The organism is Streptomyces sp. NPDC048142 (genome assembly GCF_043202835.1).
Classification (GTDB): Bacteria; Actinomycetota; Actinomycetes; order Streptomycetales; family Streptomycetaceae; genus Streptomyces.
Genome location: NZ_JBIDBC010000003.1, coordinates 275,923 through 297,350, shown reverse-complemented (window position 1 = coordinate 297,350; position 21,428 = coordinate 275,923). Strand labels below are relative to the sequence as shown.

Annotated in this window: 20 protein-coding genes; 8 read left to right on the top strand and 12 right to left on the bottom strand. The window is 72.9% G+C overall.

The genetic code is table 11. From position 1 onward, the window contains the following. Positions 1–72 precede the first annotated feature (72 nt). The 3 genes from ACGF2Y_RS06230 to ACGF2Y_RS06220 form a co-directional block, all read right to left on the bottom strand. Entirely contained in the window at positions 73–2,580 is a 2,508-nt protein-coding gene (locus ACGF2Y_RS06230; protein ID WP_392943518.1) for an AAA family ATPase, read from the bottom strand. A 341-nt stretch (positions 2,581–2,921) separates the two neighbouring features. Beyond that, positions 2,922–3,236, bottom strand: a complete 315-nt coding sequence (locus tag ACGF2Y_RS06225) for a DMT family transporter (protein ID WP_392943517.1) — start codon at positions 3,234–3,236, stop codon at positions 2,922–2,924. A gap of 93 nt (positions 3,237–3,329) precedes the next feature. After that, positions 3,330–4,070, bottom strand: coding sequence for a 3-oxoacyl-ACP reductase family protein (locus ACGF2Y_RS06220; RefSeq protein WP_359151746.1), 741 nt, complete (start codon positions 4,068–4,070; stop codon positions 3,330–3,332). A gap of 100 nt (positions 4,071–4,170) precedes the next feature. Here ACGF2Y_RS06220 and ACGF2Y_RS06215 point away from each other — a divergent pair, with 100 nt between their 5' ends. Next, a complete protein-coding gene (locus ACGF2Y_RS06215; RefSeq protein WP_392943516.1) occupies positions 4,171–4,800 on the top strand; it encodes a TetR/AcrR family transcriptional regulator in 630 nt (209 codons plus the stop codon). Between the two features lie 232 nt (positions 4,801–5,032). Here the strand turns inward: ACGF2Y_RS06215 and ACGF2Y_RS06210 are convergent, their stop codons facing one another. Next, positions 5,033–6,403, bottom strand: a complete 1,371-nt coding sequence (locus ACGF2Y_RS06210; RefSeq protein WP_392943515.1) for a carboxyl transferase domain-containing protein — start codon at positions 6,401–6,403, stop codon at positions 5,033–5,035. Further along, the gene (locus ACGF2Y_RS06205) at positions 6,393–7,871 is read right to left on the bottom strand and encodes an acyl-CoA synthetase (RefSeq protein WP_392943514.1); all 1,479 of its coding nucleotides are present in this window, start codon (positions 7,869–7,871) and stop codon (positions 6,393–6,395) included. Before ACGF2Y_RS06205 ends, ACGF2Y_RS06210 begins: the two co-directional genes overlap by 11 nt. 329 nt (positions 7,872–8,200) lie before the next feature. On the opposite strand from ACGF2Y_RS06205, the gene ACGF2Y_RS06200 reads away from it, so the two are divergent. Continuing rightward, positions 8,201–8,632: an Lrp/AsnC family transcriptional regulator gene (locus ACGF2Y_RS06200; RefSeq protein ID WP_103533951.1), complete on the top strand. Its 432-nt coding sequence runs from the start codon at positions 8,201–8,203 to the stop codon at positions 8,630–8,632. Positions 8,633–8,654: 22 nt separating this feature from the next. Here the strand turns inward: ACGF2Y_RS06200 and ACGF2Y_RS06195 are convergent, their stop codons facing one another. From ACGF2Y_RS06195 to ACGF2Y_RS06185, 3 genes are all read right to left on the bottom strand, one after another. Beyond that, entirely contained in the window at positions 8,655–10,298 is a 1,644-nt protein-coding gene (locus tag ACGF2Y_RS06195) for a GAF domain-containing protein (protein WP_392943692.1), read from the bottom strand. A gap of 97 nt (positions 10,299–10,395) precedes the next feature. Continuing rightward, entirely contained in the window at positions 10,396–11,433 is a 1,038-nt protein-coding gene (locus ACGF2Y_RS06190; RefSeq protein WP_392943513.1) for a rod shape-determining protein, read from the bottom strand. A gap of 197 nt (positions 11,434–11,630) precedes the next feature. After that, a complete protein-coding gene (locus ACGF2Y_RS06185) occupies positions 11,631–12,200 on the bottom strand; it encodes a hypothetical protein (protein WP_392943512.1) in 570 nt (189 codons plus the stop codon). Positions 12,201–12,324: 124 nt separating this feature from the next. On the opposite strand from ACGF2Y_RS06185, the gene ACGF2Y_RS06180 reads away from it, so the two are divergent. Next, on the top strand, positions 12,325–13,182 hold the full coding sequence (locus ACGF2Y_RS06180; protein WP_392943511.1) for a hypothetical protein: 858 nt from the start codon (positions 12,325–12,327) through the stop codon (positions 13,180–13,182). A gap of 95 nt (positions 13,183–13,277) precedes the next feature. Here ACGF2Y_RS06180 and ACGF2Y_RS06175 read toward each other — a convergent pair whose 3' ends face one another. Continuing rightward, positions 13,278–13,709: a MarR family winged helix-turn-helix transcriptional regulator gene (locus tag ACGF2Y_RS06175; protein ID WP_392943510.1), complete on the bottom strand. Its 432-nt coding sequence runs from the start codon at positions 13,707–13,709 to the stop codon at positions 13,278–13,280. Positions 13,710–13,837: 128 nt separating this feature from the next. Here ACGF2Y_RS06175 and ACGF2Y_RS06170 point away from each other — a divergent pair, with 128 nt between their 5' ends. The 4 genes from ACGF2Y_RS06170 (at position 13,838) to ACGF2Y_RS06155 (ending at position 17,000) form a co-directional block, all read left to right on the top strand. Then, complete coding sequence (locus tag ACGF2Y_RS06170; RefSeq protein ID WP_392943509.1) at positions 13,838–14,857, top strand: NADP-dependent oxidoreductase; 1,020 nt, start codon at positions 13,838–13,840, stop codon at positions 14,855–14,857. A 199-nt stretch (positions 14,858–15,056) separates the two neighbouring features. Further along, positions 15,057–15,485 carry an organic hydroperoxide resistance protein gene (locus ACGF2Y_RS06165; RefSeq protein WP_392943508.1) on the top strand — a complete coding sequence of 143 codons (429 nt, stop codon included), beginning with the start codon at positions 15,057–15,059 and terminating at the stop codon, positions 15,483–15,485. 100 nt (positions 15,486–15,585) lie between these two features. Continuing rightward, complete coding sequence (locus ACGF2Y_RS06160; protein WP_392943507.1) at positions 15,586–16,395, top strand: EI24 domain-containing protein; 810 nt, start codon at positions 15,586–15,588, stop codon at positions 16,393–16,395. Further along, positions 16,392–17,000, top strand: a complete 609-nt coding sequence (locus ACGF2Y_RS06155) for a LysE family transporter (RefSeq protein ID WP_392943506.1) — start codon at positions 16,392–16,394, stop codon at positions 16,998–17,000. The genes ACGF2Y_RS06160 and ACGF2Y_RS06155 overlap by 4 nt, the downstream gene beginning before the upstream one ends. A 114-nt stretch (positions 17,001–17,114) precedes the next feature. On the opposite strand, the gene ACGF2Y_RS06150 is transcribed toward ACGF2Y_RS06155, so the two are convergent. From ACGF2Y_RS06150 to ACGF2Y_RS06140, 3 genes are all read right to left on the bottom strand, one after another. Further along, on the bottom strand, positions 17,115–18,236 hold the full coding sequence (locus tag ACGF2Y_RS06150; protein WP_392943505.1) for an amidinotransferase: 1,122 nt from the start codon (positions 18,234–18,236) through the stop codon (positions 17,115–17,117). Between the two features lie 175 nt (positions 18,237–18,411). Next, positions 18,412–19,428, bottom strand: a complete 1,017-nt coding sequence (locus ACGF2Y_RS06145) for an aldose epimerase family protein (RefSeq protein WP_392943690.1) — start codon at positions 19,426–19,428, stop codon at positions 18,412–18,414. Between the two features lie 17 nt (positions 19,429–19,445). Continuing rightward, complete coding sequence (locus ACGF2Y_RS06140; protein WP_392943504.1) at positions 19,446–20,354, bottom strand: GDSL-type esterase/lipase family protein; 909 nt, start codon at positions 20,352–20,354, stop codon at positions 19,446–19,448. A gap of 430 nt (positions 20,355–20,784) precedes the next feature. Between ACGF2Y_RS06140 and ACGF2Y_RS06135 the strand changes: the two genes are divergently transcribed. Further along, positions 20,785–21,279 (top strand): DUF3145 domain-containing protein, encoded by a 495-nt coding sequence (locus tag ACGF2Y_RS06135; RefSeq protein WP_392943503.1) that lies wholly within the window; start codon positions 20,785–20,787, stop codon positions 21,277–21,279. The last annotated feature ends 149 nt before the right edge of the window (positions 21,280–21,428 follow it).

Genomic DNA, 21,428 nt, shown 5'->3' with positions numbered 1-21,428 from the left:
CGTGTTCTCGTGAACTCGGCGAGAGCGAAAGCGGAGGAGTACAGGGGGCGGAGGAGACCGCGGAGGCGCGGCTCAGGCGGAGCCGGCCGGCGGGACCTCCTCGTGGGTCAGCACCTGCCGGGTCAGCTCGACCCGGCTGGTCACCCCGAGCTTGGTGAAGCTGTGCCGCAGATGGCTGTCCACGGTGTGCGGGGAGAGGAACAGCTTCTCCGCCACCTCCCGGTTGGTCAGCCCCTGCGCCACCAGCCGAACGACGCGCAGTTCGGACGGGGTGAGCTGGCTCCACCGGGCCCGGGGTCCCTCGACCGGGTCCAGGTCCCGGTCCCGCCCCCGGGTGCGGCGGCGCACCGTCAGGGAGCGCAGGGTCTTGCGTACGCGCAGGGCGTCGCCCCGGGCGCCGTGGTTCTGGTAGCGCGCCAGTGCCTCGTTGAGCAGCCCGATCGCCGTGCTCCGGGCCCCCGCGTCGTTCTCCGCCGTCGCCAGGTCCTCGGTGCCCGCGGCCAGCGAGAGCGGCCGGGGCCCGGACCGGTACGCCGACACGGCGGCGCGCAGCCGGTCCACGTCGTTGCACAGGACGCCCTCGGCGTGCGCGGCGGCGGCGACCGCCGAAGTCACCGTGGGGTTGCGGGTGGCGACCAGGCGCGCCGCCTCGGCGACGGCCGTGGCGCGTTCGGAGTGTCCGGCGCTCATCGCCGTACGGACCAGGCAGGCGCCCGCGTGCGGTTCCCGGGTCAGCAGCAGGGGCCGCTTCGGGACGCCGGAGTAGACGCGGGTGAGGGTGTCGAGCGCGGACTCCCGGTCGTCCTCCGCACTGTGCAGCAGGGACTTCACCCAGGACAGCTCCTCCAGCGCCGCACCGCTCGCGGCCGCCGACAGCCCGGAGGCGTGGTCGGCATGGCGGTGGGCCTCCGTCAGCTCGTTGCGGTGGACCGCCACCCGGACGCGCAGCGCGAGCGGGCCGACGGCGAGGGACGGGGCGGCGAGCCGCTCGCAGATACGCACCGCCTCGCCGGCGTCCTCGTCGGCGTCCTGGAGTCTCCCGGCCGCCAGTTTCAGCTGCGCGCGGTGGTAGTGCCACATGGGCCGCACCCAGGGCAGCGCCTCGTGGTCGGACGGGTCGCAGTGCTCGGCGAGGATCTCACCGGCCTGGTCGAACTCGTCCGACGCGGTCAGCGCGACCGCCAGCCACAGCTGGTGGTGGGCCAGGCTCGTCCGGTCCCCGTGATCGCGGGCGATCCGCAGCGCCGCGCGGGCGTGCGCGACCATCTGACCGTGGAGGCCCTGCACCTGGGCGGCCGAGTACCGCAGCGTCGTCCGGTACATCAGCTCGGCGTACCGGGCGGGCGGCGGGGCGGTGGAAGTGGCGGTTCCCCCGGCGGTGCCGGCCAGGGCGAACCGCCCGGCCGACGGCACGAACCGGGCCTCCCGGGGCGGGGCGGCCGGGGTGAGGTCGTCGCCCTCGCCGCGCCCGCCGAGCATCAGGTGTTCGAGGAAAGTGGGCGCCGGCCGGCCCTCGCGCCACAGGGCGGCGGCGGCCTCCCGGTGCAGGGCGGTCCGGGTGGGCCCGGAGAGCCGGTCGTACAGGGTCTCGCGGACCAGCGGGTGGCGGAAGGAGAGGGTGGGCCCCTCGTCCTCCAGCACCGATGCGGCGATCAGCTCGCCGATCAGCGGCAGCAGTTCCACGGGGTTGCGGCCCAGCAGCCCGGCGGCCTCGTGGATGGAGAACCTCGGCCCCAGCACGGCCACGGCATCCAGAATCCGCAGGCACTCGTGGGAGAGCCCGCGCAGATGATGGACGACGGCCTGCCGGAACGCGGGCGCGGGCTCGGCGTCGAGGAGGACGGCGACACCGTCCTGGACGGAGATTCTTCCGTCGGAGAGGGAGGTGGCGATAAGTTCGTTGAGCAGAAAGGGATTTCCGTTGACGCGGGCCACCAGGGCGAGGACGTCCTCGTCGGGGCACGCGCCGAGCAGTTCCGCGGATATCTCCGCCACGGCTTCCGGTGAGAGCGATTCCAGCCGGTGGCGTGCGGCCCCTTCCCGGATGAGCCAGTCGATGGTCTCCTGGGCATGGCCGGGTGTGCGCGAAGCGCCGCGGGCGAGTATCCACAGGACCGGCAGCGAGTCCGAGGCGTCGATCAGATTCCGCAGGGCGTCGGCGGTGAGATCGTCCACGAGGTGTGCGTCGTCCAGGGCCACGAGCAGCGGCCGGATTCGGGTGCGGCGCCGGAGGAACTCGACGATGCGGTCGACCGGGGCGAGTGGATCGAAGGACTGACGGTCGGTGAGGAGGGCGTAGTCCCGCGCGGGGAGGTTCTCCCGGAGGGCGCGGCGCAGGGTGCCGAAAGGGGCTCCGGTGTCCAGTGGTACGGCCGTGCCGGCGACGAGAGCGAAGCCCGCGGCCTCCCCGTGCATCCCGGCCAGGCGCAGCAGTTCGCTCTTTCCGGTCCCCGCGGCGCCTTCGACGACGAGGCAGCTGCCGCCCCCGGACGCCGTTCGCCCGAGGGCCTGTCGTATCTCGTAGAGGATGGTCTCTCTGCCCGGAAACGCGGGCGCGGCGGATTTCACATCGTTGCCCATCAACATCCGAAACCTCAACAGATCACGTCACTGAATTACTTCCGGCCTCCTGTCCGAGACGGCTCGGTGGCAGGCCCCAGGTGCGGCTGGGCGGCTGGGCGGGAAGAGTGTGCCTGGCGCGGTGCGTATTGCTGAGAAGTGAGTCCGACCGGAGCTGGGGGGATCCACCCCATTCACGCATACCCAAGCTGACTGAAATGTTCTTGTCACGAGTCAGTGGCCTATTGTCGGGATACCGGTGTGTGGTTGTCGCGATTTCGCTTCTCGCACGTCTGCATCCAGGCCCCCGCGTCGGGACGGGGGCCTGGATGGGCGGAACCGGGTGACCGCGGCGGGCGGGCTCAGGCTTCCAGCAGCCTCAGCCCCACCACTCCGGCGATGATCGCCACGACACAGGCCAGCCGGGCCGCGGACGCGGCCTCTCCCTGGACGATGCCGGCGCAGACGACTCCCGCCGCGCCGATGCCGACCCAGACCGCGTAGCCCGTGCCGACCGGCACCTCACGCAGGGCGAAGGTCAGCAGGGCGAAGCTCAGCATGGAGAAGGTGACGCCGATGATGCTGGGCCAGAGCTTGGTGAAGCCGTTCGATTCCTTCAGGGCCAGGGCCCATACGATCTCCAGGAGACCGGCCACCGTCAGGATCACCCACGCCATCGCTCCTCCCCTCGTCCGTGTCGCCGGTCCGTCGGTGGTCATGGCGACGCACCGTCACTCGCTGTCCGTCGCCGTCCGGCGACCCGGTCGCGGTCAGGCGGTGTAGCCACCGTCGACCGCCAGTGAGGTACCGGTGATCCACTGGGCGTCCGGACCGGCGAGGAAGGCCACGGCCTTCGCGGTGTCGGCCCCCGCGCCCAGCACCTTCGCCGCGGTCCTCAGACGCTCCTCCTCGGCCTCGTCCGTGCCGTCCGGGTTCATGTCGGTGACGGTGGGCCCGGGGTCCACGATGTTCGCGGTGATCCCCTTGGACGCCACGTCGTGGGCCAGCCCCTTGGTGAAGCCGATCAGCGCCGACTTGCTCATGGCGTACAGCGTCACGTCCGGCACCGGCACCCGGTTGGCCCAGCAACTGCCGATGCTGATGATGCGTCCGCCGTGTCCCAGGTGGGGGATGGCGGCCTGGGTGGCCAGGAAGACGGCCCGCACATGGACGGCCAGCGTGCGGTCGATCTCCTCCAGCGTCACGCCCTCGATCGGGCCGTAGGGGAAGATCCCGGCGTTGTTCACCAGGATGTCGAGCCGGCCGAGCTCGGCCGCGGTCTGCTCGACGGACCGGACGACGGCCGCCGGGTCCGCACTGTCGGCCTGGATGGCCAGGCCCTTGCGTCCGAGGGCCTCGATCGACTTGACGACCTCCTGGGCCTTGTCGGCCGCGCTCACATACGTCAGGGCGACGTCGGCGCCCTCCTCCGCCAGTCGGAGGGCCGTCGCGGCACCGATGCCGCGGCTTCCTCCGGTCACCAGTGCCACCTTGCCCGCAAGCTGAGGCATCTCGCTCCATTCACGCTAAGGTATATATCTAGGTCGGACGATCCAGAAATACTAAACAGGCAGGATGACCGGGGGTCAACCCTTCCCCGAGGAGGCTGAGATGGCCGAAAGAGGCCGACCGCGCGCGTTCGACCGCGCCGCGGCACTGCGGCGTGCGATGGAGACGTTCTGGGAGTTCGGGTACGAGGGCGCGAAGCTCACGGACCTGACCGCCGCCATGGGCATCAACTCCGCCAGCCTGTACAACACCTTTGGCTCGAAAGAGCAGTTGTTCCGCGAGGCCGTCGCGCTCTACGACCGCACCACGGGTTCGGCGACCAACCGGGCCCTGCGCGAGGCGCCGACGGCGCGCGCCGCCGTGGAGGCCATGCTGCGCGGCAACATCGACACCTTCACCGACCCGGGGACGCCCAGCGGCTGCATGATCGTGCTGTCGGCCACGAACTGTTCGCACCAGAACAGGAAAGTGGCCGAGCATCTGGCCTGGTGGCGGCGGACCTCGGTCGGGGAGCTGGAGAAGCGGCTCGAACGAGCCATCGAGGAGGGTGAGTTGGCTCCGGGCACGGACGTCCGCTCGATCGCCGCCTTCTACGCGACGATCCTGCACGGGCTGTCGATCGAGGCCCGCGACGGCGTCTGCCTGGAACGGCTCCGCTCCACCGTGGACCACGCGGTGGCCCTGTGGGACTCCCTGGTGCGGCAGCCGGCCCCGCGGCCGACGGTGGGCTGACGGCCGGCCCCCGCCTCGGGGGCTTCCTGACGGGCTCCGTCGCCGGCCTTCTCCCGCCCGATGCCGCCGCCGCCGCCACCGCCGCCGCCACCGGCGGCGGTGCCCTCTGCGTGACGGGCGTGTCCGGCGTGACCGGGGTGCCCCTGCTCGCGCTGAAGTGGCGGGTTTTCGCCCGCTACGGCACCCGTGACCCTCAGCCGTAGCTCGTAGGCGCAGCCGGTGGTGGCGTCGCTCAGCCGACGATCGAGCGGGCGAACCCCAGCTCCAGGAGGTCCTGCGGGCGCAGCCGCAGCTGGTCGGCGGTGGCGCCGGTCTCCGACGGCGGCCGCTTGAGGATCGCGGCGGCCAGTTCCGGGGCGATGACGGAGAAGTAACTGTCCGCCGTGACATGGGTGTTGTCCGGCGCGGCGAGCGCCAGCGCCCCGCCCGAGCCGCCCTCGCCGATCACCAGCGTCGTCACCGGGACCCGGGCCGAGGCGATGGCCGCGAACGTGTCCGCGATGGCCGCGCCCGCCCCCGCCCGCTCCGCCTCGGCGTCGTTGGCCGCGCCCGGGGTGTCGACGAGGGTGAGGACGGGGACGCCGAGCCGGTCCGCCAGTCTGATCGTCCGGGCCGCCGCCCGGTATCCGGCCGGGCGGGTCGGGGTCCCGCACTGGGCGACGTACGCGACGGGCAGCCCGTCCGGGCGCAGCCCGAAACCGCACAGCAGCCCCGGGTCCGTGCCGCCGCACCGGTCCCCGTGAAGGGGGAGCCGTACGGCGAAGTGGTCGGCCAGATACGCCTCCGCGCGCGGCCGCCGCGGATCACGGGCCCGCGCCACCGCGTCCCGCCCGGTCTCCGGCAGCGGGGCCGCCGACAACGCACGGGGCAACGGGGCGGCGGGGAGGACGTCGTGCGGGCCGAGCGCGCGCAGCCAGTGCGTCACCGTGGCGGCCAGCTCTCCCGGCGGGACGACCGCGTCCACCTGGCCCGCCGCGAACTGGCCCTCGGCGCTGTACGCGTGAGGATCCGCACCCGGCGGCCGTACCCGGGAACCGGCGAAACCGACCTGCGCGCCGGGCAGCGCCAGCACCACATCGGCGCCCGCCCCCACCGTGGCCCAGCCGCCGCCGGTCGTCGGGTCGCGGACCGCGGCGATCTGCGGGAGCCCGGCCGCGCGCAGCCGGGCGGAGGCGGCGGCCACCCGCTGGAGCTGGGTGAGCGCGACCATGCCCTCCTGCATCCGGCTGCCGCCGGTGGCGACGAGAGCGAGCAGGGGCAGCCGCCGGGTCAGGGCCAGTTCGTACGCGGCCGCCAGGCGGTCTCCGGTCAGCCGGCCCAACGAGCCGCCCAGGAAGCCGAATTCGAAGGAGAGCAGGACGCACGCCCGGTCTCCGACGACCCCGGTGCCGTACACCACGGACTCCTCCTCGCCGGTCCGTGTCCCGGCCCGTTCCCGCGCCGCGTCGTACCCCGACCAGCCGAGCGGACCGTCCGGCGGCAGGGGGCGCGGCGGCGGGCGGTGCTCGGTGAAGCCCGCGCCAGCGGTGAGCAGCGCGATCATCTCCCGGGCCGTCGGCCGGAAGGGGGCTTCGTCGTGCTGGGTGAGGGATTCATCCGGCATGGAGCGACCTCTTCATGATCTTGCCCAGGTCGTTGCGGGGCAGGGCGTCCAGATAGCGCACGGTGCGCGGGCGTTTGTGCGGGGCCAGCTGGTCCGCCACATGGTCCGCCAGCTCCTCGGCGAGCGGCGGAGCGCCGGGGTCGGCCGCGACCACCCAGGCCACGACCCGTTCGCCGAGGTCCGGGTCCTCCTCGCCGGTCACGGCCGCTTCCCGGACCCCGGGGTGGGTGAGGAGCACGTTCTCGATCTCACCCGCGCCGATCTTGTAGCCGCCGCTCTTGATCAGGTCGGTGGCGCTGCGCCCGACGATCGTGACGTACCCGTCGGCGTCCACCGTGCCGATGTCGCCCGTACGGAACCAGCCGTCCGCCGTGTGCGCGGCGGCGGTGGCGTCGGGCCGGTTGAGGTAGCCGGTGAACAGATTCGGGCCCCGGACCTGGATCTCACCGATCGCCCCGGCCGTGTCGAGCACCGTGCCGTCCTCCTCCGTCAGGCGCAGCTCCACCCCGGCGAGCGGCGGGCCCACCGTGCCGGGGCGCGGGGCGCCGTCCGCCCGGATCCCCGTGTTCATCAGGGTCTCCGTCATCCCGTACCGCTCGATCACCCGGCGCCCGGTCGCCGCCGCGATGCGCTCGTGGTCGTGCACGGGCAGCGCCGCCGACCCGGAGACCAGCAGCCGGGCCCCCGTCAACGCCCTTGCCAGTACGTCCCGTTCGGCGCTGCCCGCGGGCTCGTCCAGCACCTCCGCCAGCCGGTGGTACATCGTCGGCACACCGAACAGCATCGTGCCCCCGGACCCCAGCTCGCGGGCCGCGCCCTGGGCCGAGAACTTCCCCAGGTGGCGCACGGAGCCGCCGCGCCGCAGCGGGCCGAGGACGCCCAGGATCAGGCCGTGGACGTGGAACAACGGCAGAGCGTGGACCAGGACGTCGTCGCCGGTCCACCCCCAGGCGTCCTCCAGCGCGTCCAGTGACGCGGCGATGGCCCGGCGGGGCAGGACGGCCCCCTTGGGCGGGCCGGTGGTGCCCGAGGTGTAGACGATCAGGGCGGGGGACTCGGGGTCCGCATCGCCCGCCCCGTGCCCCTTCGGGGCTTCGGTCTCCGTCCGCGCGTCCACCGTCACGCGCCGCAGCTTCTCCAGCGCGGGCGGCAGCACGTCGTCCGGGCCCGCCAGCACGGCCGTGGGCTCGCTGTCGGCCAGGATGTGCGCCAACTCGCGTTCTCCGGTACGGGGGTTGAGCGGGACGGCCGGGACCCCGGCCCGCAGCGCCGCCACCACCGCGAGCACCGTCTCCGGCGTCGGGGTGGCCCAGACGGCGACCCGGCCCGCGTCCGCGATGCGGGCGGCGAGCGTGGCGGAGGCCCCGGCCAGCCGGCCGTAGGTCAGGGAGACACCCCCGAAGCGGACGGCCTCCCGGGAGGCTGCCGGGCCGGCGGGGGACTGGAGCGCGGGAAGAAGGTGGGTCACACCGGGAGCCTAGGGCGTCGGGGGAAGCCCCGCCGAAATCGATGTACGGGGCACCCAACCGCGCTTTCGGTGTGAGCCCGGCAAGCGGGAGCCGGAGCGCACACGCACACGCACATGCACGCTCGGCGCGAAGCGTGTCCCGGAGCGGGACGAGCGGGAAGCCGATCACGATCGTCGCCGCGTTCCACGCCCGGAAGGGCGGACCGGAAGGGCAGGGGTGTCCACAGGGGCGGGTCAAGGGTGCGGGGCGCCCACGCCCCCCGGGCTGCGCCGGCCCGGGGCAGAGAGTTCCCTCAGCCAATATCGTCACAAGCTGGGACAATCGCGGTATGGATCGGCTGGACAGGGAAATCCTCGGCATTCTCCAGGAGGACGCCCGGATCTCGTACCGGGATCTGGGCGTACGTGTGGGACTCAGCGCCAACGCGGCGGGCGACCGGGTCCGCCGGATGCGCCGTGACGGGGTCATCCGCGGCTTCACCGTCATCGTCGACCCGGCCGCAGACACCCGTTCGGGCCTGGTCGTCTTCATCGATGTGACGCTGCGCCTCGACACGACGAACGAGGAGTTCGAGCGCTCGGTGCTGATGCTGCCCGGGATCACGGAGGTGGTGCACGTGACGGGCGGCCACGACTATCTCGTACGGGCCACCGCCGCCGACCCGGGAGCGCTGGACACCCTGCTGCGCCGGCTGAAGCGGGAGGCGGGCATCGCCCACTCCAACACCCGGATCGCCCTGCGGGCGGCCCCGAAACGCTGAGGCCCCCGGCAATCCCTTACTGTCAGACCGGGGCCTGCCAGGTCACCGTCGTCGGCCGGCCGTCCTCGCCGCGCCCGTCGTCCGCGACCACCAGCCGCACCCCGGTCCGCCCGTCCGGCAGCCGGACCGTGGCGTCCACCTCCACCTCGATGGCCGAGACTCCTGGCCTGCGGTGCGCGGCGGCCAGCGCCCCGCGCAGGGCGGCCAGCAGCTCCCGGCCCGTCTCCTCGCCCACCAGGGTGTCCACCGCCCCGGTGAACTGCACCGACGGCGGGAAGCCCAGCAGGGCCGCCGCGCCCCCGGTCTCGCGCAGCACCCGGCCCCGGAAGGTGCTCGGGGCCTCGGCGGGCGGCTGCTGGAGGGCGAAGATCGCGGTGCGGACCTCCTGGATGGTGGAGTCCAGCTCGTCCACGGCCCGGCCCAGCAGAACGCCGGCCTCCGCCTCGCCGCCGTCCCCGGCTTCCGCTTCCCGGCCGTCGCCGGCCTGCGCCCCGCCGCCGTCCCCGGTCTGCGTCTCCCCGCCGTCCGCGGCTTCCGCCTCCCGGCCATCGCGGGTCCTGGCCCCGCCGCCGTCCCCGGTGCCGTGGGTCTCCTCCGAAGCGGCCCGCCGCCGGGTCGACTCCAGCATCATCTCGGTCGCGAAGAGCCGCTGGACCACCAGATCGTGCAGGTCACGGGCGATCCGGTCGCGGTCCTCGTACACCGCGAGCTGCTCCCGGTCGGCCTGCGCGTCCGCCAGCACCAGCGCCAGCGCCGCCTGCGAGGCGAACTGGGTCGCCAGCAGCCGGTCCACGTCCGTGTACGGCCGCTCGCCGCGCCGCCGAGGCAGGGCGAGCGTGCCGATCAGCCGCCCGCCGCTCTGCAGCGGCAGCATCATGCTCGGCCCGAACCGGGAGCGTACGCCGGTGGTCATCCGGGGGTCGGTGGCCGAGTCGTCGATGAAGACCGGTTCGCCGCCGAGCAGCTGCACCAGCACGGCGGAACCCGGCTCGATCACCGTGCCGACGATGCCCGCCGGATCGTCCGGCGTGGACGCGGTGACGATCTCCATCCCGCCTCCCTCCGTCGGCTGGAGGATCACCCCGGCCGACGCGCCCGCCAGTACCCGGGCCTGCTCGGCCACCGTCATCAGCGCGTCGGCCGCGTCGGTGCCGGTCAGCAGGGCCGTGGTGACGGCCGCCGCTCCCTCGATCCAGCGTTCGCGCTGCCGGGCGCTCGCGTACAGCCGGGCGTTGCCGATCGCGATGCCGGCCTGGGCGGCGAGGACCCGCAGCAGGGCCAGGTCCGTGTCGGTGAACGGCCCCGACGGTTTCCGGGCGAGGCAGAGATGGCCGAACACCTCGGTGTGCACCAGGATCGGGGCCCGGAGGAAGCTCCGCACCGGTGTACGGCCCGGCGTACGGCCCGGCGTACGGGCTTGCCGGGGGTCCTTGACCAGGGCGGCGGGTCCCCCGGAGGCGTCGTCGGGGAAGAGGTCGAGGTGTTGCCGCTCCGCCTTCGTCATCCCGGCGGTGTACAGCCCGTCGATCCGGTCCCGGTCCGGGTCCAGTACCCCGAGCGCACCGTGGCGGGCCCCGGTGAGGGCGATGGCGGTGTCCACGATCTGCTGGAGGGTGGAGCCCAGCTCCAGGTCGCTGCCGACGCTGAGGACCGCCTCCAGGAGCATCGGCAGCCGCCCGGCCGCGGCCGGACCGGGCTCCACGGGCCCTTTCACCCGAGCCGTCCGCATCGTCCGTGCCGGCGTCCGGTCCCTGCCGACGGTCTCACCCCGCGAGCGGGTTGAGGACCATCGGCTGGATCTTGCCGTCCAGCATCGCGCCCAGGCCGAGCACCGAGCAGACGTCGGGGCGCTCCGCGATGTGCACCGGCATCCCGGTCGCGTCGCGCAGCATCTGGTCGAGGCCGGGGAGCAGCGCGCTGCCGCCCACCATCATGATCCCGCGGTCCGCGAGGTCGGCCACCAGATCGGGCGGGCAGTCGCGGAGCACCTTGCCCACCCCGTCGAGCACCGCCGTGAGCGGGGTGTGGATGGCCTGCCGTACGGCGGCGGTGTCGACCTGCACCGAGCGGGCGAGGCCGGTCGCCACGTCGCGGCCGTGGATCTCGGTGAGGGCGGGGCCGGTGAGCTGGAGGCCGTTGCCGTGCAGTGCCAGCTGGAGCGGGCGCACGGACTGGCTCGGGAGCAGCAGCTCGTGGTGCTGGCGCAGATGCTGGATGATCGCCTCGTCGATCGCGTTGCCGCCCACCGGGATCCGGGCGGCGGTCACGATCGAGCCGAGCGAGAGCACCGCGATCTGGGTGGTGGCGGCCCCGCACACCATGATCATGGTGGCGGTCGGCTGCTCGACCGGCAGCCCGCAGCCCACGGCCGCCGCGATCAGGGTGTCCACCAGCTCGACCCGGCGGGCGCCGAGCCCGACCAGGGTCTCCACCGTCGCGCGCTGGGCCAGCGGATCCGCGTCGTGCGGGGTACAGGCGGCGGCGCGCAGCCGGGGCTTGCGGCGCAACTGGCGGCGGAGCTTGTCGCCCAGCAGGTGGCGCAGCATCCGCTGGGCCATCTCGATGTCGACGACGGTCCCCCCGGACACCGGGCGGGCCACCCGGATGTACTCGGGGGTGCGGCCGGTCATCTGCTCGGCGAGCGCGCCGACGGCGATGAGGGAGCCGTTACGGGTGTTGACGGCGGCGACGCTCGGCTCGTCGACGACGAGCCCGAGCCCCTTGATGTACACCCGGGTCCTCGCGGCCCCCAGATCGACGGCGACATGGCAACGCTGCAACTGCTCAAGGCTGACGGTCACGGAGAGTTCTCCCGAGAGCGCGGATGGGGGCACCGGCGGCAGCCGGTCTCTCCTTGCATGGTCGCGCTCTCCCGTCCGCCGCGCGCGCTGAGCTGCGCCGTAAGGGGGGCAGAAGCTGACGGCTCCTCAGTTCTCCCTCGGTTCTCCCCTGACTCCGCTTCGGCTCCTCGCAGGGGCCTCCTCGGCTGCTCCCCGGGTCATCGGGCCGGAAGCAGCCGCTGGAACAGGCCCCAGGTGAACTCGGCGACGCGCTCCCGGCCGGTGGCCGGGTCGGTGACGGCCAGCGACCACCGGGTCGGGGCGCTGCCCTCCATCGGCCGGGCCGGGGGAAAGGCGCGGGCCGCCTCGTCCACGGTGCACGACCACGGGCGCAGCGCGTCCGTCGAGGTCAGCTCGGGCCCGGCCGCGCCCGGGGCCCGGACCAGCCACTCGTTCCACACGGCCCCGCCGGGACCGGCCATCACCTCGAACCGCAGGTCCGGCCAGAGCGGCACCGGCCACAGCAGCGCCTCGCACGCCAGGTCCCCGACCCGGCGCGGCAGGGTCAGTTCCGGTTCGCCGAGCACCGAGCGGTAGCGCCGCAGCGATCCCCGCCCCCGGGGTGCGCGCACCATGGCCTGCCAGCGGCGGTTGGCCTCCCGCAGATCGGCGAGGGAGGCGCTCAGCTCGTGCCGGGCCTCCTCGACCAGGCCGGGCTGGTGGTCGGCCATCCGACGCAGCAGGACGAGCTGGAACTGGAGGGGGCCGAAGGGGGTGGGAGCGGTCATGCCTCCCATCCTCCCGCGTGTCAGGCGTATCGGACCGGGTGTCCGCGGAATCCGGACTTCCTCACAGGATCCACACCTGTGCGGCTTCCCCGGTGGTTCCGCGCACGCCTACTCTGCGGGCGCCATGGATTACTGCCACCCGTGCCGACGGCATCTCAACGGAGCCCTGGCCTGCGCCGGGTGCGGAACTCCCGCCGAGGCGCTGGGCCCCTACGCCGTGCCCGTGCCCGTGCCCGCGTCCGCCGGGCCCACACCGGACGGGCCGGACAGGACGGACGGGACGGCCGCCCTGACCGACGCGTCCGAATCCCGACGCGGCACCCGGCGGAAAGCGACACGCGAGTCCCGGCGCGGAGCCGTACACGAGTCCCGGCATGACGCCGCACGCGAAGCCGTACACGAGTCCCGGCACGAGGCCTCACGCCACGCCCCACGAGACGCCCGCCCCGGTTCGCGGCGGCGGGCCCGCGGCAGCCATCGCCGGCGCGGCCGGACCGTGCTGCTCGCCGCCCTCGGGCTGCTCCTCGCGGCGGGCGCGCTGGGCCTGGCGGAACTGGCCATGGAGCCCGCGCGGGAGGACACCGCCGCCGACTTCGTACGCGAGGCGCCGGGCGGCCCGACCGACGCCCCGCCCCGGCGGCCGTCCGCCGACGCACCCCACGATCCCGGCCCGGTCGGATCGCGGGCCGGGGCGGCCGCGGGCCCCGGCACGGACGACTCACCGGCGGGCACCCGCAGCGGGAGCCCCTCGGAGTCGCCGAGCCCCGAGGCCTCCGCCACGGACGAGCCCACCGCCTCCCCGGACCCCGGGAAGGCGGACCCGTCCGACGCCTCCGGCAGCCCGACCGCCGGCCTGCCGGGACCGGGCGACCCGCAGGAGCCGACGACCGCGCCCGCACCCCCGCCCCCGGCCGGGCCGACGTCCACCCCAACCCCGTCCCCGTCCCCGACCTGCACCCGCTTCCTGTGGTGGTGCACGTAAGCACAGTCCTGGTGCACGTCAGCGCAGCCCGGACACATCGGCACGGCCCGGACAGGCTCTAGAGGGGCGACACGCCCTATGAGGGGTGACAGACCCTAGAGGGGCGCCTCGCCCAGCATCCGGCGCAGCAGGTCCCGCAGGACCGTGCGCTCGGCGTCGGAGAGCCCCGCCAGCGGCTCCCGGGCGAAGTCCAGCGCGTCCCGCAGCTCGCGGGCCGTGCGCCGGCCCTTCTCCGTCGGGGCGGCCAGCTTCACCCGCCGGTCCGCCGGGTCGGGCCTGCGCTCGACCAGTTCCCGGTTCTCCAGCCGGTCGACGATCCCGGTGACGTTCGACGGCTCGCACTTCAGCCTGACGGCGATCTTCCGCATCGGCAGGGGCTCCAGTGAGAGCAGCCCGAGCACCCGTGCCTGCGCGCCCGTGAGGGAGTGCTCGGCGGCGGCCCGGTCGTACTCCTCGTGGTAGCGCGCCACGACGGTTCCGATGAGCTCGACGACCTCAAGGGTCAGGGTGTCTGTGCGAGTGGCCATGGACGACAGCGTACCGATTTACTTGACAACATGAAATATTCAAGAGCATGGTTGTTTCATGTCATGAAGCTTTCGCGCCAGTGGGCGCGGAAGCCTCCCCCGTAGGACATTGAGGAGAACCCGAGCCCATGTCTGCAGCACTTCCCACGTCCAGCCGTGAATGGCACCTCGTCGCCCGCCCGCACGGCTGGCCCAAGGCCGAGGACTTCGCGCTGCGTGAGGCCGCGGTCGCCGCTCCGGCCGAAGGCCGCATCCTCGTCCGCAACAAGCACTTCTCGGTCGACCCGTACATGCGCGGCCGGATGAACGACGTGAAGTCCTACACCCCGCCCTTCAAGCTCGACCACCCCATGGACGGCGGCGCGGTCGGCGAGGTCATCGCCTCGAACGCCGAGGGGATCGCCGTCGGCGACCACGTCCTGCACGGACTCGGCTGGCGTGAGATCGCCGACCTGCCCGCCAAGCACGCGGTCAAGGTCGACCCCGACCTCGCGCCGCTCTCCGCCTACCTCGGTGTGCTCGGCATGACCGGACTCACCGCCTACGCGGGCCTGTTCGAGGTGGCCTCCTTCAAGGAGGGCGACGCGGTCTTCGTCTCCGGCGCGGCCGGCGCCGTCGGCAGCCAGGTCGGCCAGATGGCGAAGCTCAAGGGAGCCTCCCGGGTCATCGGTTCCGCGGGCTCCGACGAGAAGGTCAAGCTCCTCGTCGAGGAGTACGGCTTCGACGCCGCGTTCAACTACAAGAACGGGCCCGTCCGCGACCAGCTCAAGGAAGCCGCCCCCGACGGCATCGACGTCTACTTCGACAACGTCGGCGGCGAGCACCTCGAAGCCGCGATCTCCTCGCTCAACGTGCACGGCCGCGCCACCATCTGCGGCATGATCGCCCAGTACAACGCGACCGAGCCGACCCCCGGCCCGAACAACATGGCGATGATCATCGGCAAGCGGCTGCGCCTTCAGGGCGTGCTCGTCAAGGACCACGCCGACCTCCAGGCGCAGTTCGTCCAGGAGGTCGCCGGCTGGCTGGCCTCCGGTGAGCTGAAGTACCAGGAGACGACGGCCGAGGGCATCGAGAACGGCTACGACGCCTTTGTGGGGCTGCTGCGCGGCGAGAACACCGGGAAGATGATCGTTTCCCTGGTCTGACCCGGTCCGGAGGCCCGGTGCGCCGACCCTTCCCGGCCCGGTGCACCGAGCCCTTCCACCTCGGTGCACCGAGCCCTTCCACCTCGGTGCACCGAGCCCTCCCGCCCAGGCCGTCCCCGGTCACCCGTTAGGCTCATCCCCAGGCTGTCGCGATCGTGGGCGCGAGTCGCGGCGCACCAACAGGAGGAATCCTCACACCATGACCATCCAGAAGATCGACGTCGCCTACACCGCCGTCGCCACCGCCGAGAACGGCCGCGACGGCCGGGTCTCCTCGGACGACGGTCAGCTCGATGTCGTCGTCAACCCGCCGAAGGCCTTGGGCGGCAGCGGCGCGGGCACCAACCCCGAGCAGCTCTTCGCGGCCGGCTACAGCGCCTGCTTCCAGGGCGCGCTGGGCGTCGTCGCCCGCCAGGAGAAGGCCGACATATCCGGCTCGACCGTGACCGCCTCGGTCTCCATCGGCAAGACCGAGGCCGGCGGCTTCGGCCTGGAGGTCGCGATCAGCGCCTCCATCCCGAACGTCGACGCCGCCACCGCGCAGGCGCTCATCGAGAAGGCCCACCAGGTCTGCCCGTACTCGAACGCCACCCGCGGCAACGTCAACGTCGAGCTCACGGTCGGCTGACCGCGGAGCCGCCGCTGACCACAGCGTCGCGCGAGGACCGCACCCCGTCCCGGGGTGCGGTCCTGGGGGGCGCCTTCCGTACGCCAGTACGCTGACGCCCATGAGTGATCTCGGGGCGGGTTTCGGCTACTTGATGAAGGGGCAACGCCGGGTTGCCCAGCACGGACGATGGTTCGGCTTCGGGCTGCTGCCGGGACTCGTCACCCTCGTCGTCTACACCGGGGCCCTGATCGGACTCGGTTACGGAGCCGACGACTTCGTCGGCTGGGCGACCCCGTTCGCCGACGACTGGTCCTCGCCCTGGCAGGGCCTCCTGCGCACCGGGCTGACCGCGCTCGTCTTCGTCTTCGGCCTGTTCCTCGCGGTCATCACCTTCACCGCCGTCACCCTCCTGGTCGGCCAGCCCTTCTACGAGTCGCTCTCCGAGGAGGTCGACCGCAGCGAGGGCGGCGAGGTCCCCGAGTCAGGACTGCCGCTCTGGCAGGACCTGTGGATCTCCGCCCGCGACTCCGTACGCATCCTGCTGCGCGTCGCCCTGTACGGGATCATCCTCTTCGCCTGCGGTTTCATCCCCGTCGTCGGGCAGACCGTGGTCCCTGCCATCGGCTTCTGCGTCTCCGGCTACTTCCTGGCCGAGGAGCTGACCGCCGTCGCCCTCCAGCGTCGGGGCATGGTCCTCAAGGACCGCCTCGTCCTGCTGCGCGGCCGCCGGATGCTGGTGCTCGGCTTCGGCGTCCCGCTGACGCTGGCCTTCCTGGTCCCGTTCGTCGCGGTGTTCCTGATGCCGGGAGCCGTCGCAGGGGCCACCCTCCTGGCCCGCGACCTGGTGGACCCGGACGCGGCGACGGACCCGGACCCCGAAACCACCGACAGCGGTGACGCGCGGGCCCCCCGGGCGTGGTCCGCATGACCGAGCTGCTGGCGGTCGCCGCCATCACCGTCCTCGCGGTCATCTCCCCGGGCGCCGACTTCGCGATGGTCGTCCGCAACAGCTACCTGTACGGGCGTACCACCGGCGTCCTCGCGGCCACCGGCGTCGCGGCGGGCGTCCTGGTCCACGTCACGTACACGATGCTCGGCGTCGGGCTGCTCATCGCCTCCTCGACCGCCCTGTTCACCGCGGTCAAACTGGCGGGCGCCGCGTACCTGATCTACATCGGGGTACGCACCTTCATGGCCCGCTCCGACCTCGACGTCGACCTGACGGACCGGCCGGGGCTCTCCCCGTTCGGGGCGCTGCGCAGCGGGTTCCTCACCAACGCCCTCAACCCGAAGACGACCCTGTTCGTCGTGGCGACCTTCACCCAGGTCGTCGGCCCCGGCACCGCCCTGTGGCAGCAGGCGGGCTATGGCCTGTTCATGTCGATCGCCCACCTCGGCTGGTTCGCCCTGGTCGCGCTGTTCTTCTCGCACGCCCGGCTGCGCGGCGCGATGCTCCGCCGCCAGAAGGCGCTGAACCGGTCGATCGGCTCGGTCCTGGTCGGCCTCGGCGTCACCCTGGGCCTGGCCCGCTGAAGACGACCCGGGAGCGGAACGGAGAGCCACCCGCACAGCCACCCGGAGATCGGACCGGAGATCGGACCGGAGATCGGACCGGAGATCGGGCCGGAGAGTGGACCGCCGGGAGGATCAGTCGAAGTAGGACTCCAGCGTCCCGCGCCGCCGCACATCGAGCGTCGCGCAGTGGAAGGAACCGCCGAACGGCGCGTAGTGCATCAGGTCGCCCGGGATCGGCTCGAAGCCCCAGCGTTCGAGCGCCCGCAGCATGCCGGTGTGGTGCCGTTCGGCGATGACCCGCTTCTCGTCGACCATGAGAACGTTCATGCTGAGCCACCGGCCGCACAGCGACGTCATCCTCAGCAGCCGTTCGTCGATCGGGTCGGGCTCGGGGGCGACCAGGATGTCCCAGGAGTCCAGGACGGCGGGCAGCCGGTCGGGGTCGATGTACTCGGGGTTGATCAGGGCCTTGCCGGGCGCGAGCAGCAGGAACGTCGTGTCGATGTGCATGGGGGTGCGGCAGCGGCTGCCGATCTCGTGGATGCGGTAGCCGGGCCCCAGATGGCGGCGCAGCCACTCGATGCCCATGCTGTTGGTGACGTTGGAGCGCGTCACGAAGAGGTCGCGCCCGGCCCGTACGAAATCGGCCGCGTCGAAGACCGGCTCGAACTCGGTCAGGATGTACCGCATCGGCTCGTCGGCCCCGGGCGTACGGAACTCCTTCTCGAACAGCTCGTCGGTGAGCTGCGGCTTCGGGGCGGCGGTCCAGCGGGCGCCGCGCCGGAAGTAGTCCTTGAGCAGCGTCCGGTAGGAGTGCGTCTCGAAATACCGGCAGGGCCACGCCATCGGGGTCTCGATGATCTCGTCGCCGATCACGAGCATGCTGTCGCGCGGGCAGGTGTTGCAGAAGCCGCGCGAGGACCAGTCGGGAGTGGCGAAGCGGCGCCGGTGCTCGACCGCGTCCGGACGGGTGACGGTGATGCCGAGGGAGTGGAGAAGCGCGACGAACCGCTCCAGTTCCTGCTGGGCCGGCTCGACCAGCCGCCGCGGGTACATGCGGCCGGAAGCCATCCCCTGGAACCGGGCGGCCCAGGGCGGGATGTTGCAGGACACCACCGGATGACGGGAGGGGATCGTCGCCTCGTCCAGACGCCCGACGATGATCTCCTCCAGCGGGTCCCACTCGTTGTGGGAACTGACCGGGGAGACGTCCGTGCCCGCCGCCGCACCGCCGGGCCTCCGCTCCACCGTCATGATCAGCCACCTTCGATCGCCGACCGGCACGTCACGCTACCCATGGTGAAGGGAGCGAGCGGGTTCCCGCCATTCGTCGGCCGCCGGAGCTCGGCGGTCGCCGGAGATCAGCCGCCGCCGGGGCTCAGCGGCTGCCGGAGATCAGCCGCCGCCGGAACTCGGCCGCCGCCGGGGCTCAGCGCACCGAGAACGCGTACTCGGTGCGCGAGACGAACTCCTCGCCCGGCCGGAGCACCGTCGACGGGAACTCCGGCCGGTTCGGCGAGTCCGGGAAGTGCTGGGTCTCCAGCGCGATCCCGGCGCACGGCCCGAACGGCCGCCCGTCGAAGTGGTCGGACGTGTACAGCTGGAGCCCCGGCTCGCTCGTCCGTACCGTCAGCACCCGCCCGGACGCCGCGTCGTACAGCTCGGCGGCGACGGCGTCCGTCCCCTTCGGCCCCGCCGCCCGCTCCTCCAGCACGAAGTTCTGGTCGTACCCCGCACCCACCGCCCGCATCCGCCGGAAGTCGAACCGGGTCCCCGCCACCGGCAGCAGCTCACCGGTCGGCACCGACGCCGCGTCCACCGGCGTGATGTGCCCCGCCGCGATCCGCAACTGCTGACCCAGCGCGCTCCCGCTGTCCGCGCCCGCCAGGTTCCAGTGCAGATGGCTGGTCGGGTTCAGCACGGTCGGCGCGTCGGCCACCGCCCGGTAGCCGAGCCGCAGCGCCCCGCCCGGCCCCAGGGTGTACGTCACCGAGAGGTCGAGCCGCCCCGGATACCCCTCGTCCCCGTCCGCCGAGACCAGGGAGAGCCGCACCCCGTCCGGGACCGCCACCGCGTCCCACACCCGCTTGTCGAAGCCCCTGGCCCCGCCGTGCAGATGAGTGTCGCCCTCGTTGGCCGTGAGGCGGTGCGTACGCCCGTCCAGGACGAACGACGCGCCCCCGATCCGGTTCGCGTACCGCCCGACCACCGCGCCGAAGTAGCGGTCCGGGGACTCCTCGTAGCCCCCGACCTCCGGCAGCCCGAGCGCCACGGGGGCCCGGGAGCCGTCCCGGCCCGGCGCCTCCACCGACTGCACGATCGCGCCGTAGGTCAGGACCCGCACGCGGACCCCGTCCCGCTCCAGCGTCCACCGGCGGAGCGGCGACCCGTCCGCGAGGGCACCGAAGTCTTCCGCGCGTATCGCCGTATCCGTGCCCTCACCCATGGTCATGCTCACCGACCCTACGCGGGCGGCTCCGGGGACGTGACGTTGCGGTAGGCGATCTCCGCCAGCCGGGCCTGGCCGTCGCGGCTCGGGTGGAACCAGTCCCACGGGCTGAGCTGCGTGGCGGTGAAGCGGAAGTCGAACACCGCGCCGCCGTCGTACCGGCAGTGCCGGTCCTTCGTGCACACGTCCCGCAGCACCTCGTTGTACGCCACCACCCGGTCCCGCACCGCGTCCCGCCGGGCCACCGCCGCCGGGCCCAGATCGTCCGCGTCGGCCAGCATCGACCGGCAGATCCCGAGCTGCCAGATCTTCTTGCTCAGCTCGTTCACCCGCCCCGTCGACCAGAGCCGCTTCAGATCCGGCACGCTGGAGACGTACACCTGCGCCTTCGGCGCCCCGGCCCGCAGCTGCCGCATCGACGCCTCGAACGACGCCCGGAAGTCCGCCACCGGCGTCATCAGCCGCACCGAGTCCCGGCACGCGTCGTTCGCGCCCGTCATCACCGTCACCAGCTCCGGCCGGTCCTTCGCCGCCAGCGCCATCTGCTCGGGCAGCTGCACCATCCGGGACCCCGACACCGCGTGGTTCCAGCTGCGGTCCGCCGCCTTCGACGGGCCGAGCAGCCGGACCGCGAGACTGCGCACCGCGTCGTCCGTGCCGGTCGCCCACGACGCCTCGGGACAGTCGGCCAGCACCGAACACGCGTCGAAGCCCCGGGTGATCGAGTCCCCGACCGCCGCGAGAGACCCGGGCCGCGGGTTCCAGTCCGGAGTGGGGGAGGGGGAAGGCGACGGCGAGGCGCCGCGCGTGGCCGCGGGAGCGTTCCGCGACACGCCGCCCTCCGCCCCTCCGGAGCCGCATCCGGCCAGCACGACGGCGCCGGCGCACGCGAGCGCCGTCAGCGCGGCGGCGGCGGTACGCATGGGCGGACGTTTCGCACGCTCCGGCATCAGTCGGATCCCCTCCGGTCAACCCCTGGCTTGGACCCACCGGCGATGGGGAGGCGGGTCCTATGCCTCTGGACATGCCCCCGGCAAACACACGATCCCCAGGTCGGGGCTCTGCGCGCCCTGCCGGGTGAAAGCCGGCGAATCCGGGGCCTGAGACCGACGGTACGTCACACGGACGGCCCCGGCGCACGGTAGCTTTTCCCCGTCGAACCAGTGGCGTCCCGCCCGCCCACGCACAGACGGACGGCTCCGGTATATTACGTCACGTCACATACTGTCCCTTTTCAGGAGATTAACTCCCGATGCTGTTTACTGATGACAACCTCGGGAGCCGGCCGGAAAGAGGCGGTTCGGGCGCGAGGCCGCTGGGGAAGGCGTACCTCGTCCCACACGGGAGGTTCCGGTGACGACACGTGGAGTCCTGTACGTTCACTCCGCACCGCGCGCGCTGTGCCCACATGTCGAATGGGCAGTGGCGGGCGTCCTCGGTGTGCGGGTCCAGCTGGACTGGATCAGACAGCCGGCCGCGCCCGGCACCTGGCGGTCCGAATTCTCCTGGAAGGGCCGCGCCGGCACCGCCTCGCAGCTCGCCTCCGCCCTGCGCGGCTGGGACCTGCTGCGCTTCGAGGTGACCGCCGAGCCGTGCCCCACCGCCGAGGGCGAGCGCTACAGCTCCACCCCCGGCCTCGGCATCTTCCACGCCGTCACCGGCATGCACGGCGACATCCTGGTCCCCGAGGACCGGCTGCGGGCCGCCCTGGCCCGTTCGGTACGCGGCGAGGGCGACCTGGAGACGGAGATCGCCTCGCTCCTGGGCAAGCCCTGGGACGACGAGCTGGAGTCCTTCCGCCACGCGGGCGAGGGCGCGCCCGTCCGCTGGCTCCACCAGGTGGTCTGAGCCCCTCCGCCGCTCCTCACCCAGCGGTGATCGAGGAGCGAAATCAAGCCCCTCCGGCGGTTGAGGAGCGTGGCGCGGGGCCGGAGCCCCGAAGAACGACGAAGCCCGCTTCCCGGGTCCCGGGAAGCGGGCTTCACACGTACCGGGGC